15 protein-coding genes and 2 pseudogenes are annotated in these 15,722 nt (G+C 57.4%); 11 read left to right on the top strand and 6 right to left on the bottom strand.

Features of this window, described 5'->3' with window-relative positions; genetic code table 11:
- The first annotated feature begins 6 nt into the window (after window positions 1–6).
- The 4 genes from panB to AC2FFE_RS17150 all read left to right on the top strand — a co-directional run bounded on the left by panB (window position 7) and on the right by AC2FFE_RS17150 (window position 3,704).
- A complete protein-coding gene (gene panB, locus AC2FFE_RS17165) occupies window positions 7–846 on the top strand; it encodes a 3-methyl-2-oxobutanoate hydroxymethyltransferase (protein WP_496820535.1) in 840 nt (279 codons plus the stop codon).
- Window positions 843–1,697 carry a pantoate--beta-alanine ligase gene (panC, locus tag AC2FFE_RS17160; protein ID WP_496847206.1) on the top strand — a complete coding sequence of 285 codons (855 nt, stop codon included), beginning with the start codon at window positions 843–845 and terminating at the stop codon, window positions 1,695–1,697. The genes panB and panC overlap by 4 nt, the downstream gene beginning before the upstream one ends.
- A gap of 72 nt (window positions 1,698–1,769) precedes the next feature.
- Complete coding sequence (gene glpK, locus AC2FFE_RS17155) at window positions 1,770–3,248, top strand: glycerol kinase GlpK (RefSeq protein WP_496847205.1); 1,479 nt, start codon at window positions 1,770–1,772, stop codon at window positions 3,246–3,248.
- Between the two features lie 39 nt (window positions 3,249–3,287).
- Complete coding sequence (locus AC2FFE_RS17150; RefSeq protein ID WP_496847204.1) at window positions 3,288–3,704, top strand: VOC family protein; 417 nt, start codon at window positions 3,288–3,290, stop codon at window positions 3,702–3,704.
- A 229-nt stretch (window positions 3,705–3,933) separates the two neighbouring features.
- Here the strand turns inward: AC2FFE_RS17150 and AC2FFE_RS17145 are convergent, their stop codons facing one another.
- Window positions 3,934–4,347, bottom strand: coding sequence for a hypothetical protein (locus AC2FFE_RS17145; protein WP_496847203.1), 414 nt, complete (start codon window positions 4,345–4,347; stop codon window positions 3,934–3,936).
- 225 nt (window positions 4,348–4,572) lie between these two features.
- On the opposite strand from AC2FFE_RS17145, the pseudogene AC2FFE_RS17140 reads away from it, so the two are divergent.
- A pseudogene (locus AC2FFE_RS17140) lies at window positions 4,573–5,201 on the top strand (IS6 family transposase); the annotation flags it as partial.
- A pseudogene (locus AC2FFE_RS17135) lies at window positions 5,200–5,630 on the top strand (transposase); the annotation flags it as partial. The pseudogenes AC2FFE_RS17140 and AC2FFE_RS17135, both read left to right, overlap by 2 nt.
- Before the next feature lie 70 nt (window positions 5,631–5,700).
- Here the strand turns inward: AC2FFE_RS17135 and AC2FFE_RS17130 are convergent.
- Window positions 5,701–6,318, bottom strand: coding sequence for a helix-turn-helix domain-containing protein (locus AC2FFE_RS17130; RefSeq protein WP_496820530.1), 618 nt, complete (start codon window positions 6,316–6,318; stop codon window positions 5,701–5,703).
- 102 nt (window positions 6,319–6,420) lie between these two features.
- On the opposite strand from AC2FFE_RS17130, the gene AC2FFE_RS17125 reads away from it, so the two are divergent.
- From AC2FFE_RS17125 to AC2FFE_RS17105, 5 genes are read left to right on the top strand one after another with little or no spacing between them, the layout of a single operon-like run.
- Window positions 6,421–7,611, top strand: a complete 1,191-nt coding sequence (locus tag AC2FFE_RS17125; RefSeq protein ID WP_496847202.1) for an LLM class flavin-dependent oxidoreductase — start codon at window positions 6,421–6,423, stop codon at window positions 7,609–7,611.
- Window positions 7,604–8,281, top strand: a complete 678-nt coding sequence (locus AC2FFE_RS17120) for a glutathione S-transferase family protein (RefSeq protein WP_496847201.1) — start codon at window positions 7,604–7,606, stop codon at window positions 8,279–8,281. Before AC2FFE_RS17125 ends, AC2FFE_RS17120 begins: the two co-directional genes overlap by 8 nt.
- Window positions 8,281–8,763 carry a flavin reductase family protein gene (locus AC2FFE_RS17115; RefSeq protein WP_496847200.1) on the top strand — a complete coding sequence of 161 codons (483 nt, stop codon included), beginning with the start codon at window positions 8,281–8,283 and terminating at the stop codon, window positions 8,761–8,763. The genes AC2FFE_RS17120 and AC2FFE_RS17115 overlap by 1 nt, the downstream gene beginning before the upstream one ends.
- Window positions 8,760–9,656: an alpha/beta hydrolase gene (locus tag AC2FFE_RS17110; protein ID WP_496847199.1), complete on the top strand. Its 897-nt coding sequence runs from the start codon at window positions 8,760–8,762 to the stop codon at window positions 9,654–9,656. The genes AC2FFE_RS17115 and AC2FFE_RS17110 overlap by 4 nt, the downstream gene beginning before the upstream one ends.
- Window positions 9,653–10,027 (top strand): nuclear transport factor 2 family protein, encoded by a 375-nt coding sequence (locus tag AC2FFE_RS17105; protein WP_496820524.1) that lies wholly within the window; start codon window positions 9,653–9,655, stop codon window positions 10,025–10,027. Before AC2FFE_RS17110 ends, AC2FFE_RS17105 begins: the two co-directional genes overlap by 4 nt.
- 692 nt (window positions 10,028–10,719) lie before the next feature.
- Here the strand turns inward: AC2FFE_RS17105 and nadC are convergent.
- The 4 genes from nadC to AC2FFE_RS17085 all read right to left on the bottom strand — a co-directional run bounded on the left by nadC (window position 10,720) and on the right by AC2FFE_RS17085 (window position 15,067).
- Window positions 10,720–11,598: a carboxylating nicotinate-nucleotide diphosphorylase gene (gene nadC, locus AC2FFE_RS17100; RefSeq protein WP_496847198.1), complete on the bottom strand. Its 879-nt coding sequence runs from the start codon at window positions 11,596–11,598 to the stop codon at window positions 10,720–10,722.
- 3 nt (window positions 11,599–11,601) lie between these two features.
- Window positions 11,602–13,140 carry an L-aspartate oxidase gene (locus AC2FFE_RS17095; RefSeq protein ID WP_496820522.1) on the bottom strand — a complete coding sequence of 513 codons (1,539 nt, stop codon included), beginning with the start codon at window positions 13,138–13,140 and terminating at the stop codon, window positions 11,602–11,604.
- Window positions 13,137–14,108, bottom strand: a complete 972-nt coding sequence (nadA, locus tag AC2FFE_RS17090; RefSeq protein WP_496820520.1) for a quinolinate synthase NadA — start codon at window positions 14,106–14,108, stop codon at window positions 13,137–13,139. Before nadA ends, AC2FFE_RS17095 begins: the two co-directional genes overlap by 4 nt.
- Before the next feature lie 77 nt (window positions 14,109–14,185).
- Window positions 14,186–15,067 (bottom strand): NUDIX hydrolase, encoded by an 882-nt coding sequence (locus AC2FFE_RS17085; protein ID WP_496834425.1) that lies wholly within the window; start codon window positions 15,065–15,067, stop codon window positions 14,186–14,188.
- Window positions 15,068–15,722 lie beyond the last annotated feature (655 nt).

Raw genomic sequence — 15,722 nt, 5'->3', positions numbered from 1 at the left:
GCGAACATGAGCGCCACCGCCCGCAAAAAAGCCCCAAATGCAGAGGATATTCGCGCCCGGAAGGGAGGCGAGCCGCTGGTCAGTCTGACCGCCTATACTACCCCGATGGCGCGTTTGATGGACACCCATTGCGACTTTGTGCTGGTGGGCGACAGCGTTGGCATGGTGCTGCACGGGCTGGAATCGACCCTTGGCGTGACGATGGAGATGATGATCCTGCACGGGCAGGCCGTTGCCCGTGGGTTGGACAGTGCAATGATGGTCATCGACATGCCATTCGGCAGCTACGAGGAAAGCCCGGCAAAGGCGTTCCGCAACGCTGCCCGTCTCATGGCAGAAACCGGGGCTGGGGCTGTCAAACTGGAAGGTGGGGTCGAGATGGCCGAAACCATCCGCTTTCTGGTCAAGCGCGGCATTCCGGTGATGGCGCATATCGGCCTGACACCGCAATCGATCAACACCCTGGGCGGCTACAAGGTGCAGGGGCGCGACGAACAAGCCGAGGCCGTTTTGGCCGATGCCCACGCTGTCACCGAAGCAGGCGCCTTTTCTGTCGTGTTAGAGAAGGTTCCGCAAAGTCTGGCCGACCAGATCACCAACGAAGTTACGATCCCGACAATCGGTATCGGAGCCTCTGCCGGGTGCGATGGGCAAATCCTTGTGGTTGACGACATGGTGGGCTTTTTCACGGCCTTCAAACCGAAATTCGTGAAACGCTATGCCGAACTGGGCCCGCTGGCCGAAGCCGCCATCGCCGAATACGCCGCCGAGGTGCGCGCGCGCAGTTTCCCGGCGGATGAACATGTCTTTGCCGATCAGGCCCCTGCCAAAGGGCCAAAGGGATGACCGCACCAATCCTGCGCCGTCTGGCCGATCTGCGCGCGCTGACGACCGAATGGCACCGCAAGAGCGAAACCATCGGCGTTGTGCCCACCATGGGCGCGCTGCACCAGGGGCATCTGTCACTGGTTCAGGCCGCCAAGGCAGGTACAGACCGCGTGATCGTCACGATCTTTGTGAATCCCAAACAGTTCAACAACCCCGAAGATCTGGCCAATTACCCGCGCACCGAGCATGAGGATGCGCAGAAGCTGGCCCCTTACGATGTCGACGCGATCTATGTACCCGATCCCGAAGAAATCTACCCAGCGGGCTTTTCCACCACTGTTACGGTCGCTGGCTTAACGGATATGATGGAAGGGCCCTTCCGCCCCGGCCATTTCGACGGCGTGGCCACGGTGGTTGCCAAACTTTTCCTGCAAACGCAGGCGGATAAAGCCTATTTCGGCGAAAAAGATTATCAGCAACTGCTGGTCGTCCGCCGTATGGCCCGCGATCTGAACATTCCCATTGAGGTTGTAGGCTGCCCCACGGTCCGCGAGCCCTCGGGTTTGGCCATGTCCTCTCGCAACCTGCGGCTGACGCCCAAAGGGCTTGAGATCGCAGCGCGAAAGAACACGCTTATGCAAGCGATGGCCAAAGAACTCGCTGCCGGTGCATCGTTCGAGCCACTTGCACAGCAAGCCAGGGATGACCTGCTGGCCGCCGGGTTCACCGAGGTGGAATATATCGACCTGCGCTGCGCAGAAACGCTTGAGACCCTACCCAACGCATCACGCCCGGCCCGACTGTTCATCACCGCCTGGGCCGATGGTGTGCGCCTGATTGACAATATCGCTGTTCCACCTGCGGCCTGATTTCTGCTCTGGCCCCTGCGCGAGTGTTTGCGCTAAAGTCCCGCAAAACCATGCGGGGGAGGATCGCAGGCAATGACCTATATTCTGGCAATCGATCAGGGCACCACGTCCTCGCGCGCGATATTGTTTGATGCACAAATGCAGGCCGTCGGCACCGCCCAGCGCGAATTTCCCCAGCATTTTCCGCAGGAAGGCTGGGTTGAACACGATGTCGAGGATATCTGGGACAGCGTTCTAACGGTCTGCCGTGAGGTGATGGAGGGCACCAGCGTCTCGGCCGACCAGATCGCCGGGATCGGCATCACCAATCAGCGTGAAACCACCGTGGTCTGGGACAAGACCACCGGTAAGGCCATCCACAACGCCATCGTCTGGCAGGACCGTCGCACCGCCGAGATCTGCGCCCGCTACAAACAGGCCGGGTGCGAGGATGATGTGACCGCCCAGACCGGGCTGCTGCTGGATCCGTATTTCTCGGGCACCAAGGTTAAATGGCTTCTGGATACCGTCGACGGCGCGCGCGCGCGGGCCGAGGCCGGAGAGTTGCTGTTCGGCACCATCGACAGCTTCCTGATCTGGCGTCTGACCGAAGGACGCAGCCATGTCACCGATGCGACCAACGCCGCGCGCACCCTTCTGTTCGACATTCACAAGGGTGAATGGAGCACCGAGATTTGTGATCTGCTGGACGTGCCCCTGACAATGCTGCCAAAAGTGCTGGATTGCGCGGCAGATTTCGGCAGCACGTCCCTGCTGGGTGGCAACATCCCAATTCTGGGTGTCGCCGGGGATCAGCAGGCCGCTACTATCGGTCAGGCCTGCTTCCAACCCGGTATGATGAAATCAACCTATGGCACCGGGTGCTTTGCGCTGCTGAACACCGGCGCGCAGCCCGTCGCCTCAAAAAACCGTTTGCTGACCACCATTGGCTATCAGTTAGACGGGCAAAAGACCTATGCGCTGGAAGGCTCGATCTTTATCGCAGGAGCTGCGGTGCAATGGCTGCGGGATGCGCTGAAAATCATCGATGCCGCCCCGCAAAGTGGAGATCTGGCCGCGCAGGCCGACCCGGCCCAGCATGTGGTTCTGGTCCCCGCTTTCACCGGCCTCGGCGCACCCTATTGGAAGCCTGATTGCCGGGGCGCGATGTTCGGGCTGACCCGCAATTCGGGCCGGGCCGAGATTGCCCGTGCCACGCTGGACAGCATCGCCTACCAGACCCGCGACCTGTGGCACGCCATGCAAGGCGATTGGGGCGCCGAGGCAGATGTAATCCTGCGCGTCGATGGCGGGATGAGCGCGTCAGACTGGACCATGCAGGGCCTGTCGAACTGTCTGGGTGCCCCGGTGGATCGCCCGGTGATGCAGGAAACAACCGCATTGGGCGCGGGCTGGCTGGCCGGTATGAAAGCGGGCGTCTATCCTGATCAGGACGGGTTCGCCGAGACCTGGCAGCTGGACAAACGTTTTGAACCCCAGTTGGCGCAGGACGCGCGCGATGCGGCCTACGCCCGCTGGCAACGTGCTGTACAGGCGGCCATGTCATTCTAAAATCTGTTGTCTCGGCCAGCCGAGACGAGGAGGGATACTATGATCGCCTATGTCACTGTTGGCACCGATGACATCGCACGGGCCAAGCGGTTCTATTCAGCCTTCATGCCTGCGTTGGGCTATGAGCTTGAAGAAGGGCCCGAAGGTCTAAGCTATGCCCTGCCAGTGGAACCGAGCCAATCCCCGGTACTGCCCGAGTTCTATGTCAAACCCACCTTTGACGGAGCTCCGGCCTCAGCGGGCAACGGGTCAATGACCGCATTCGAGGCGCAAAATCAGCAACAGGTACGTGATCTGCATGCCGCCGCGCTGGCTGCTGGCGGATCAGACGAAGGCGCGCCAGGCTTTCGCGCCGCTTACGGACCCAATTTCTATGTCGGCTACCTGCGCGACCCGCAGGGCAACAAGATCGCGCTGTTCTCCAGCAATCCAAACGAACCAGGACGGGATGACTAAGGCCAGGCGGCAGTTGTAGCCTTTCAAGGACGTGGCGCTCGCGTTACGTTCTTTGCTGGATACAACTGCTCCGACGCGCGCTCCTATCTGCATGAAGCCGAGCCCATCGGTCAGTTGCATCACCTGTTCATCTCCAAGCCGAACGCAACGACCTAGAATCAAAAAAGGAACCGATACGCGAGCAATCGCCCATCAATCGTCGGCAAATTTGCCTTCGATCACATCTGCCCTAGAAATGCCAATCGTCGAATGACGCGACTGCGGAATAGGTCCAGAAAATAGTTTCAGGCGTATCGGACGTTTGCAGTGACAGCGATGGGTATTCTTGCTCTGTCAAATTGGACAGGGCACGTTCCATCCCGCTGGGAATCCCGCCATTTCCAGCCTGTGCGTCCGAGGTATTGAAAACAAACGCGTCACCGCTGACCAGTGTAGTGCTCGCAGGCGCGTCTTCGACGGGGCGGAAAGGAATAACCTCAACATTCAATTGCGCACCGCCACCCGCATCAGTCGCATCGGCGTTAACCAAAGCAACGATCCCGGGGGTCTTGGTATCGTCAACTGAGGCGACCTGTCCCGGCAGTTCGCCTTTCAATCTGGCGATAAGCTCGGGGTTCAACTCTCGTGCACAAAAGTTACACATTGCGTTCTCCAAAACTTCTACTGGCAGGCATGGAATCCCGTCAGCTTGAATATCCAATTCTTAGCTTCCGTATCTGGGAAATGCGGCAGCTTTTGGGCCTTAAACTCAGAACGTTAGCCTATGCAATGTGCAGTGACCATGGGATCTATTGCAATTTTTGGCCATCGACCTTTGTGGTGCTGCCCCCGGGGTAGCGAGCGGCGTTACCCAGTTGAAGGTTAGTCTATGGTTTCTTTCAAAGTTGCACAGTATCCGAAAGACGTGATCCTGTTCGCAGTGTTCTTTTATGTTCGCTACGGTGTCTCCTATCGAAACCAGCAAGAAATCATGGCCGAGCGCGGTGTTCCAGTGGGCCGCACCACGCCGAACCGATGGGTAACCCGGTATTTCGGTGCAATCTCTGAAGCAGCGCGTCGTCGCAAAGGGCCATGCGACCGTTCCTGGGGAATGGATGAGACTTACATCAAAGTGAACGGTGCATGGATTTACCTCTGTCGGGCCATCGACAAACACGGCAAGACCCTTGATTTCACGCTGTCTGAGCGCAGGAACCATCCAGCAGCAGCAAGGTTCTTCGCCCGGATGTCGGAGACAAATGAATTGCCGAGCAAGATGGTGATCGGCAAAAGCGGCGCCAACGCAGCTGGCATCAAGGTCATCAACAAGATGCTCAAAGGTTTTGGCTGCCCAATCCCAAGTGAGGTAGTAAGGCGTAAACACCGGAACAATATTGTGGAACAGGACCACCGTTTCATCAAGTGACGCACTCGGCACATGTGTGGGTCCAAAGCCTTCGCTTCACTAGCGGTGACGCAGACGGTATCGTAGTTGCGAACATGATCCGCAAGGGTCGACGCGCGCAAGCATGGCAGCCCGAAGCGGCGCATATCGCGCAAGATCAACCTTGGAATCGACGAGCGAACGCAAGAAGTCTAACCATCAAGATCACCGGAAGCTATATCGACGATGCGCCAATGCTGCAGGAACTGCTCGACCAGATCCCGGCACACGACAAGGTTGGTTCGGTGACTGCTGATGACGCTTACGACACGCGCAGATGCCACGAAGAGATTGCCGCTCGAAACGCCGCCACGCCATCTGGCGACGCCGGAGCGGATATCACCTTAGGCGCTGCGTCGAGAGCGAGATGAACTGCATTAAGCTGCTCGTTCAATCGTTGATGGCATGGGACTTCAATCGCCAGGTTACGGCGTCGCAGGCCCGCATCGCCGTGCTGAACGGCTATCCCGCTCTGGGCGCCTGTCACAGAGGCCGCAGGATAAATCCGTCCGTGGAAAGGGGGACCTCGGCCTTCACCCGAGTTGTGCAACAAGGCCAATAGCAGGCCAACAGTCACCACGTGATACGGATCGGCGACATCGCCCAGATCATTGTTGCCTCTTTTTCGGTCTTGTTGCGAAAGCGATGGGCGATCATGGACGGATAGGAAAAACTGTCTCCTTCACGCAATGCAATGACCTCGCTCCCGAGACGTAGCTCAACTTCACCGCTCAGGACGATGGCATGTTGCTCACCTTCAAAGGAATACCCTTCCAGTGGCTCGGGCGGCTCTCCTGCGCCGGGGCGGAATCGCGACAGGATCAAATAGCACTGGCCGGATAATGTGCTGGAAAGCAATTCGTCTTCAAAGCCCAATTCATCTGTTGACCGCGTATACATCGCAGACAGCGCCCGGCGGTTCTCGCGTCGCACGACATGCTTGCGCTCAAGGGGACCATCGCCCGCCTGTTTGGGGAAGAACCAGTTGGGATCGACCGCAAGCGCCACACTGATTTCCGCAAGCAGTTCGTCCGACACCTTTGCCGCCCCAAGCTCAATCCGGCTGAGATAAGCCTTTGAGCACGACACCACCTCGGACAGGCGTTGAAGGGTCAGACCACGCGCTTTGCGCACTTCACGAATTTCACTGCCAAGGCTTTGGGCGTCGGTCTGGGATACGTCATTTTCCATGACTTCATGATAAGTGTTTTTAGTTGACTTTTCGAGGTAAAATCAAGCTAGTTGAAAATAGTGCAAAAAATCAACTGATTTTCTATCAGCCGGGAGAATGCTATGCGCTTTGATTTGATTGCGAATTTCAGCCCAGGAGAGACGATTCCCTGGACCCGGACTTTGGAGATGATCCTCGAACAGTGCTCGCTGGCAGAGCAGTCAGGGTTCACGACAGCATGGTTCACCGAGCATCACTTTGCTCATAACGGATACATGAATGCTCCGCCCAATCCGATCCAAATGGGAACCCATGTGGCGGCGCATTGCAAAAAGCTACGTGTAGGAACCGCCCCTATCATCCTGCCGGACTGGCATCCGCTGCGGGTGGCCGAGGATGCGGCCATGCTTGATAACATGACGCGGGGCCGGTTCGATTTCGGGGTTGCCAAAGGCATCAACGAACGTTCGACCTTGCAGTTCAATAAGGATGCGGACCGGCGCGAGAATGCCAAGGTCATGCGGCTGTATCAGGAGAGCCTTGAAGTCATTTTGAAAGCCTGGACCAGCGAGGCATTCACCCATCACGGTGAGTTCTATCAGTTCCCGGTTCCGGGCTGGAAGGAGAGCAACCGCTTTTTTGATCCTCTGGACCCGCGTTATCATGACGAGGATGGCGAATACAAAGCGATGTATGTGCATCCGCGCCCTTATTCCAACCCACATCCGCCGGTCTGGCTGATGTCGAATGCCCCGCCCACGTTCAAACTGGCCGGAGAGCGAGGCTGGGGTGTGATCTCGATGGCTGCCGGCCCCAAGGCGACGATGGCCTGTTGGGAACCCTACCGTCAGGCCCTGTCAATACGCGAGGGACGCGATGTAAAACTTGGCGAAGGTGTCGGTGTCTGCACGGCTTTTTATGTCGGTGAAAGCATGGAAGAAGCGGTGAACACGATCCGTGGCCCGATCAATGCCTATTACGAATTCCTGGGCGGGTCGCGCCCCAAGGGGGAATGGACCAAGCATGGCTATCTGGATGTCGGCGAAGACATGACCCCAGAAGATGAGGAGATGGACTGGTTCGACTTTCTCAACAAACGCGGGATCATCGTGGTGGGCGACGCCGAATATGTCGCGGATCGCTTTGCCGAGCGGCAGGAAACCATCGGCCTCGATCATCTCATGCTGATGCAGCAATACACCGGCGTGCCTTACAAAAAGATCCTCGCCAGCTGGCATCGTCTGTTCGAACATGTTGTTCCGAGATTCGGCACGCAATCCATCGCTCAGAAAAGGATGCTGGAACATGCTTGAGATATGGGGGCGCCCCTATTCATCGAATGTCATTCCGGTGATCTGGGCGGCGAATGAATTGGGATTGGACTATACCCTGCAACTTGCCGGAGGCAGCTTTGGCAAGCTCGACACCGACATGTATGCGCAGATCAATCCCAACAAGATGATCCCAGCAATCCGCGACGGGGATTTCGCGCTGTGGGAAAGCCTGGCCATTGTGCGCTATCTTTGCGATCGCTACGGCGCAGGCACGCTTAGCCCCGCCGACATCCAGACCCGCGCGATTGCAGATCAGTGGATGGAGTGGTCGGCCAGCCGCGCATTTGGGCCTGTGATCTATCTGTTCTTCGCCACGGTGCGGACGCAACCCGACCAGCGTGACCCGGAAAAGATCGCCAAGCTGCGCGATGAAGCGCATGAAACCCTGACCATTCTGGATCAACACCTTGCGGACAAAGCCTATGTCTGCGGCGACAGTTTCACTATGGCGGATATTCCGCTGGGATGTGTAGCCTATCGTTACTTCAACGTTGACGTCGACCGCCCACCCTTGCCCAATGTCGAGGCCTGGTATCAGAGGCTGACGGACCGTCCTGCCTATCAGGATCACGTCATGCGTCCATTCGGGACAAACCCCGACGAATGGGCTGTGCTGGAAAGAGCTTCTGCCAGCGAAGGGGTGTTATGATGGATACCCGGGATTACCGTCGCGCGCTTGGCGCCTTTCCGACGGGTGTTACCATCGTAGCAACCTATGACGCGGACAGAGAGCCATGGGGCCTGACCGCCAATTCCTTCACTTCTGTCTCATTGCAGCCGCCGGTGATCTCGGTCTGTGTCGCAAAGTCAGGCCGAGTCTTCCCGACGTTGTCGCAATCGGATCATTTTGCGGTCAATATCCTGTCGGCCAACCAGAAGGACCTTGCGATGCATTTCGCCAGTGATGTCGAAAACCGGTTTACCGACACCGAATGGACCCCCGGAACAGCGACGCCCCTGATCTCCGGTGCTTCGGCGCAATTGGAGTGTACGGTTCACGGCAGGGTCGACGCAGACGATCATGAGATCCTCTTGGGTCGCGTCATCGATTATACCCACATGCCCTTACCCCCACTTGTCTTTTGCCGCGGCGCATTCTTCCCCGCGCCCCAACCCGAGGCTACGTCATGACCGATCATCCGACCTATCACACACGCTTCAGCCCCGATGAGTTCGACGCGCAATACAATCTTCGAGCCGGGCGACCGGACTATGAAGCCACCGTTATTCCCGCGTGGACCAGCAGCAGCGAGGTTGCGCGTGCCACAACTGATTGCAGTCTCGATATCCGATATGGAGACGGCGAGAAACAAAAGCTGGATGTCTTCCGTTGCCCGGACGCGACTGCGCCGACGCTGGTTTATGTGCATGGCGGCTATTGGCAACGCGGCGACAAGTCGATCTACAGCTTCATCGCTCCGCCCTTTGTCGCTGCGGGGATCAATGTTGTGGTCATCGGCTATGATCTTTGTCCATCGGTGACCATCACCCGTATTTCCGAAGAAATCCGGGAAGCCATGGCATTTATCTGGCGCAACGCGCCTGACTTCGGCCTGAACCCCGACCGTATCACCGTGATGGGCCACTCGGCCGGCGGCCATATCACACAAATGATGATGGCGACTAACTGGCCTGCGTTTGGCGCGGATCTTCCTTCCGACATGATCAAGTCCGGCATCCCGGTGTCGCCACTCAGCTACCTTGAACCGGTGCGCCTGACCGAGGCGCTTAATGCAGGTATTCGCATGACCCCGGAAGAGGCCGAAGCCGAAAGCCCGATGACCAATCATCCCCCGGTTACAAACGCACCGCAACTGGTTGTGGTCGGCGGCGCAGAAACGGACGAATTCCACCGTCAGGCGCGCATGTATGTCGAAAAATACGAGACCCAAGACCGCCAAATGGGCCTCTATTTCGTGCCCGACGTCGATCATTTTGACGAGTTGAATGCGCTTGTTGATCCGGCAAGCGCCTTCTTCAAACACACATGTAATATGCTTCAAGGAAAAGGACCAAACGCATGACCGCTTTGACCCGAGATATTGTTGACTCTGTTGGTGACGCCTTCAACGCCAATGAGATCGATACTGTGATGAAGCATTTCGCAGACGACGCCACATTTGACCACGCCGTCGGCCCGGACGAACATGGCGTGCGTCTGGTAGGGGCCGAAACGATCCGCGGTGCATTTTCTGCACTTTTCGAAAAAGTCGAAAACGTGCATTGGGAAACCCTGGACTGCGCGATCTCCGGCAACAAAGCCTACTGCGAATACCGCCGCACCGCGACGCACAAGGATGGCACAAAAGAAGAGTTCTTGAGCGTCGACATCCTGACCTACCGTGATGGCCTGATCGTCCACAAGGACACCTATTACAAGCAACGGACAAGTTGATCGGTTAACCCCTGATGCGGCCAGGCAGTCGGCAGTCTTGTTTGAGGGCCGCGTCGTCGCTTTGGTAGGCCCAATGACGGACGGGCTTCGGCGGGCGTGCAATACCACTGCATCCAGCGCCCTAGATTACTGTCAGTCACGGCCCAGATCGTTCGGCCCTCTCGCAGCGAAGTGCACTTCTCCAGAATACGGTTCTGCTTGGTGTGTCTGAGACGCCCGCCAGCAGCATTCTGCATAGCTGCGTAGAGGACCGTCAGCGATCTGCAATACTGTCACTGAAATCGCTGATACAGCAACTCGGGGCAGCTTTGGGCCTGATCCTGGCCGGAGCCATCGCAGAGCTCTACTCAACACCCACAGCCTGGATGTTGAGCGCCGTGTTTCTTGTTATAGCCGTTTTTCCTGATCGGCGTCCTCACCAAACGGCTTACCACCGAGAGCGAATAGCGAGTATTCTTGAAAGTGCAGCATTCGGCACTCTAGGCCCTTAACCGCCAGTCTGCTTTGCTGATCGTACATCAAATCACGCACAATCAGCCATTCGCACCCTTCACCTCGGTTGTGGGAGTCGGATTACCCGTGTTGGACGCTGCAACGGAAATCTCGCCTCGACAGATTGGTTATCGAACTTTCCACCACATCGACTTCACGATAGTACTCGCGCGTTTGCAAGATCAGTTTTTTGAGCCGGATCAAGGTGATGAACTGACCGTTGCAACGAAATCCAAGCCGATATCGAGACAGGGTGCACTGTGAGTGATCCAGCCCATCGAAATCAGATCGACCCCGGTTTCCGCAACCGCAGGTACGCTATCCGGTGTGATTCCGCCCGAGGCTTCGGCGATGGCCTGACCATCAATCATGGCGACTGCTTTGTGCAGGGTCGGCGGATCCATATTGTCGAGCAGTACTGCATCAGTACCGATCTCGAGAACCTGTGCCAGCTGTTTCAGTGTATCGACCTCAATCTCGATCTTGACCATATGGCCAACGGTCTGTTTTGCCCGGGTCAGAGCCGCGCCAACACCGCCCGCTATCGCAATATGGTTATCCTTAATCAGCACAGCGTCACTTAGCGAATAGCGATGGTTCATGCCGCCGCCTGCTCGCACGGCATATTTCTCGAGTATGCGTAGACCCGGCGTTGTCTTGCGGGTGCAGCTGATCGCTGCTGCTGTACCTTCAACGCGGCGCACCAGATCCGCCGTTACGCTGGCGATGCCAGAAAGATGCCCCATGAAGTTGAGCGCGGTACGCTCTGCAATCAAAAGGCTGCGAGACGGGCCTTGGAAAGTTGCGATTACCGCGCCGGACGTGACGGAATCGCCATCGTTGACATGGCGTGTCACCTTGATCGCTGGGTCAACCAACGCACAGGCCAGTTCCGCACAATCCAAACCAGCAATGCATCCGGCTTGACGTGCACGAGCCACAACTTCAGAGGTGTGATCCTCCGGAATAACAGCCGTTGAGGTTACATCGCCAGCGAGACCCAGATCTTCATCAAGTGCGTGACGGATTATGGGCTCCAGCATCGTCCGGGGCAGCGAGGCTAGGGGTAGGTCGGTCATGATTCAAGCAGTCCTCAAAAGGGGTTCTCGGCAGGTCAAACCTGCATGGGCAAGAATTTCCGCCAGGGTCATATGTTGAGCTTGCGCCGTGGGCTTTCGGTCGGGGAAATCGCTGCGAAAATGTCCACCGCGCGGTTCACGGCGAAGTTCTGCAAAGATCGCGATAGAAACCGCCACAAGGGCTGGATCAGAATCGCGCTGCGCCGATTCAACCAAGGGCAACAATTCTGAGATAGCGCGGCGTAGTCCCGCTTCGTTGCGGATTACGCCCAGATGTTTTGAAACCAATGGCCGAACTAAACTAAGGTCGGGATCGGGTAGCCAATCAGACAGATTGGTCGTCTTCAGGGTGGGTCCCTCACACCCAGTGATGTCCAGTGCAGCGCGACGTCCCATCACCACGGCTTCGAGCAACGAGTTACTTGCAAGGCGGTTTGCGCCATGCAGACCTGTGCCCGCGCATTCACCAATGGCCCAAAGGCCGGTCAGGGTGCTGCGGGCGTTCTTGTCAACGGCGACCCCGCCCATGTGGTAATGCGCCGCCGGGCGTACTGGGATCGGTTCGCGTCCCGCGTCAATGCCGTTCGCGGCACATATTGCATGAATGCCGGGAAAACGACGAGCAAAATCGGCCCCAAGAGCTGTACGGGCATCCAGAAACACGCGCCCGCCTTCGGCGATGACCCGATGCACAGCACGGGCGACCACATCACGTGGGGCCAGTTCGGCCCCCGGAACATGCGCCATAAAGCGCTTGCCGGTTTGGTCAACAAGGATGGCGCCTTCACCCCGCACGGCTTCACTGATCAAATGCAATGGCCTCTGCGGGGTATCCAGCGCGGTGGGATGAAACTGCACGAATTCCATGTCGCGCAAAGCCGCCCCGGCGCGCGCAGCAATCATGACACCCTGCCCATAGTTGCCCGATGGGTTGGTGCTGGCGTCGAACAAACCGCCGCAACCACCTGTCGCCATGATGACCTGAGACGTGCGCAGAACCTCAGCCTGACGGCCTTTTTGAACGTGAATGCCGGTGACGTGCCCGTCAGCCGACAACAGCCGCCGCGCCTCGACATCTGTCAGACAGGTGATCGACGGGCATTGCAGGGCTGCACGTGTCAGAGCCGATATTATTTCGGCGCCGGTGCGGTCACCACCCACATGTAGTATGCGGCGGTGGAAATGCGCGGCCTCGCGCCCAAAGGCATATGCACCATCAGCAGCCCTGTCGAAACGAACACCATAGCCTTCCAGCATTGTGATCGCCTCTTGTGCCTCGGACAGAATGCCTGATGCGATAGCCTCGTCGCACAACCCGTCGCCAGCTTGCAACGTATCGACCAAATGCTGCGCGGGATCATCATCCGCGTTCAGCGCTGCGGCAATACCTCCTTGTGCCCAGACACTGGAACATTCCTGCCCCAGTCCTGAACGGGTGATCAACACGACCGGTTGCGGTGCCAGTTCCAGGGCAGCGATCAAACCTGCAAGGCCACCGCCAACAATGGCAATATGGCCGTGAAGCCCGTCAAGCCGGATCATTTTACTGCCAACATCCGTTCCACCGAGCGGCGCGCATCTTCGGCGATGGTCGGGTCGACCATGACTTCGTGGCGGCCAAATTCCAGCGCCTCGCGGATATTGCGCAGACTGATACGCTTCATGTGAGGGCACAGGTTGCAAGGACGTACGAATTCCACGTTCGGGTGGTTAAGCGCCACATTGTCGCTCATGGAGCATTCCGTAAGCAGGCAAACCCGTGCCGGTTTCTTGGCGCTCACGAAATCCGACATCACAGCGGTAGAGCCGGAGAAATCCGCCTCAGCGACCACGTCAGGTGGGCACTCCGGGTGGGCTAGCACCGTTACTCCGGGCCATGCCTCACGCATGGCGCGCACGTCATCGGGTGTGAACAACTCATGCACCTCACAATGCCCATGCCATGCGATCAGTTCGACATCCGTTTCTTTGGCAACGTTCTTTGCCAAATACTCATCAGGTATCATCAGCACTCGCGGCACCCCGAGGGACTCCACCACTTTCACCGCGTTGCCCGAGGTGCAGCAGATATCCGATGCCGCCTTCACCGCTGCCGATGTGTTGACGTAGGTGATCACCGGTACGCCAGGGTGGGCTTGGCGCAGCAATGCGATATCCTCAGGCGTGATGGAGTCAGCCAGCGAACACCCCGCGCCCATATCGGGGATCAGCACTGTTTTCTCGGGGTTCAGCAATTTGGCGGTCTCGGCCATGAAATGCACGCCTGCCATAACAACAACATCAGCATCGACTGCAATGGCCTCGCGGGCCAGGGCCAGGCTGTCACCCACAATGTCGGCCACGCCGTGGAAAATTTCCGGCGTCTGATAGTTATGTGCCAGAATGACCGCGTTCTTCTCGCGCTTCAGTTCGAGAATAGCTTCTAAATCCTCTTCGAACAGCATCCATTCGGGTCGCGGGATGACCTGCTTAACCCGGTCATAGATATCCGTAAGGCGAAAATCTCTCATTGGTTTCTCCACTTATACTCAATTCGAGTACATCGGAGTGACAATTATTCTCACTTCGAGATTATGTCAATGAAGATTCAGGGCCGGGAGAGAGGTAATCTTGCGCCCGACAGCATGCGGGCCTCAAGAATGGCTGGGCGATATCGGAACAGACGCGCCGGACGGCCGCTGGTGCCACTGGATATCTCGCCGGTTTCCTCAATCAGTTCCTGCTGGTCGATTTGGCGGCGGAAATTGGGTTTATGCAGGCGCAGACCAGACAGCGCCTCAACCGTGCGCTGCAATTGTAGCAGCGTGAAGCTTTCGGGCAAAAGTTCGAACACCACCGGAGAGTATTTGATCTTGGCCCGCAGGCGCGAAATCCCGGTCGCGAGGATGCGACGGTTGTCGCCTGCCATGGGCACACCGAATTCTGCTGCATCGACCAACCCGGCCTCGTACATCAATTCATAGCGTTGTAAAACAAGCTCTTCATTCCACGTCTTTCCATTCAGACCGAACAGGTAGTCGACACGCTGGGTCTTTAGCGGATCCCTCTGGGACCAGGCTTGGAGACGGTTGGTGATGCCTCGCAGTTCCTTGGGGCTATGGTCACGGTGATCCTCCCACGGGAAGTATCGATACCAGCTGCGCCACGTCGGACGTCTGGCCCCGGCTGCATCTTGTTCCCGCACCAGCCCGAGATAGCTGATCGAAATACGCTGCGAGGTGGTGACCTTGTCAGATCGTGGATCACGATCCTTATCTGCAAAGGTATAGAGCTGCTCGAGATAGCCCACCGGATGGCCTGTCTGCGCCTCAATCCAAGCGCGCAACCCACTCTGTAGGCTGCGATGAGAAGACTCGAACGGCCCGGAAGGCAAGGCATCGCCTCCACGCAGGGTCATGACGCGCGGCTGATCATCAGTCACGGCAGTCAGAATGGCGATCAGTTCGGCAGGGGCTAGTCCACTTGGCAATGAAAGTCCTGTATATTGAATGTCGCGAGACATTGGCTTCAATGGGGGTTCTAACTGAAACTCGATACCTTTGCTTGGGGAAAATGTTTTGTGAGGCGTGCAATTTCAGAGAATTCGGCTCCGGCCCAATTCCCCGCCTCGCCCAGCAAAAAGCAAGTACCAACTATCGTTACCATGGTTTCGAACCAGCGTTTCACACGCGATTTCGTTTCAGGTTGCGCTGGTAATCCGGTTGATCAGGCGCCAGCCTAGGGCGCTGTCATCGACATCAAGTGATGACGTATTTCATGACCTCCAACCGGAAGAAGCGATCTACTGACGCGTTCTCAATGCCTTAGCAATTGGCAGCAGAGCAGCCACAGAGATTGCGCTTCGCCCACACGGTCGAACGCGGCCGCCACGGCATAAATATCGTCGCATATCTCTGGTTCCAGTGCACTCGGTCGGCTGAAAAAATGTCCGACGGTTGTCCAATCAACCGAACCAATTCGCTCCGTCATCTGTCACAGGAAGTGGGTGGTTTAAAGAGCAGGCTCCTTGCAAAAGGAAAAGCGGGCTTTACCGTTTGTGTGCCTTTGGGCAATTGATCGGGGGGATCAATTGAGGTCTGAACGGGGTGTTATGATGTTTTTCCGACACTGGTTGCGGGAGCAGG

The sequence above is a fragment of the Ruegeria sp. YTSA168 genome (assembly GCF_059610045.1).
This window is presented reverse-complemented; position numbering and strand designations above follow the sequence as displayed.

Excerpts from the sequence above, each read along its gene's own strand:
- panB (WP_496820535.1), top strand. The coding sequence starts at position 7 with ATGAGCGCCACCGCCCGCAAAAAAGCCCCAAATGCAGAGGATATTCGC.
- AC2FFE_RS17115 (WP_496847200.1), top strand. The coding sequence starts at position 8,281 with ATGGATACCCGGGATTACCGTCGCGCGCTTGGCGCCTTTCCGACGGGT.
- AC2FFE_RS17095 (WP_496820522.1), bottom strand. The coding sequence starts at position 13,140 with ATGATCCGGCTTGACGGGCTTCACGGCCATATTGCCATTGTTGGCGGT.
- AC2FFE_RS17105 (WP_496820524.1), top strand. The coding sequence starts at position 9,653 with ATGACCGCTTTGACCCGAGATATTGTTGACTCTGTTGGTGACGCCTTC.
- nadC (WP_496847198.1), bottom strand. The coding sequence starts at position 11,598 with ATGACCGACCTACCCCTAGCCTCGCTGCCCCGGACGATGCTGGAGCCC.
- nadA (WP_496820520.1), bottom strand. The coding sequence starts at position 14,108 with ATGAGAGATTTTCGCCTTACGGATATCTATGACCGGGTTAAGCAGGTC.
- AC2FFE_RS17130 (WP_496820530.1), bottom strand. The coding sequence starts at position 6,318 with ATGGAAAATGACGTATCCCAGACCGACGCCCAAAGCCTTGGCAGTGAA.
- AC2FFE_RS17110 (WP_496847199.1), top strand. The coding sequence starts at position 8,760 with ATGACCGATCATCCGACCTATCACACACGCTTCAGCCCCGATGAGTTC.
- AC2FFE_RS17120 (WP_496847201.1), top strand. The coding sequence starts at position 7,604 with ATGCTTGAGATATGGGGGCGCCCCTATTCATCGAATGTCATTCCGGTG.
- AC2FFE_RS17150 (WP_496847204.1), top strand. The coding sequence starts at position 3,288 with ATGATCGCCTATGTCACTGTTGGCACCGATGACATCGCACGGGCCAAG.
- AC2FFE_RS17125 (WP_496847202.1), top strand. The coding sequence starts at position 6,421 with ATGCGCTTTGATTTGATTGCGAATTTCAGCCCAGGAGAGACGATTCCC.
- panC (WP_496847206.1), top strand. The coding sequence starts at position 843 with ATGACCGCACCAATCCTGCGCCGTCTGGCCGATCTGCGCGCGCTGACG.
- glpK (WP_496847205.1), top strand. The coding sequence starts at position 1,770 with ATGACCTATATTCTGGCAATCGATCAGGGCACCACGTCCTCGCGCGCG.
- AC2FFE_RS17145 (WP_496847203.1), bottom strand. The coding sequence starts at position 4,347 with ATGTGTAACTTTTGTGCACGAGAGTTGAACCCCGAGCTTATCGCCAGA.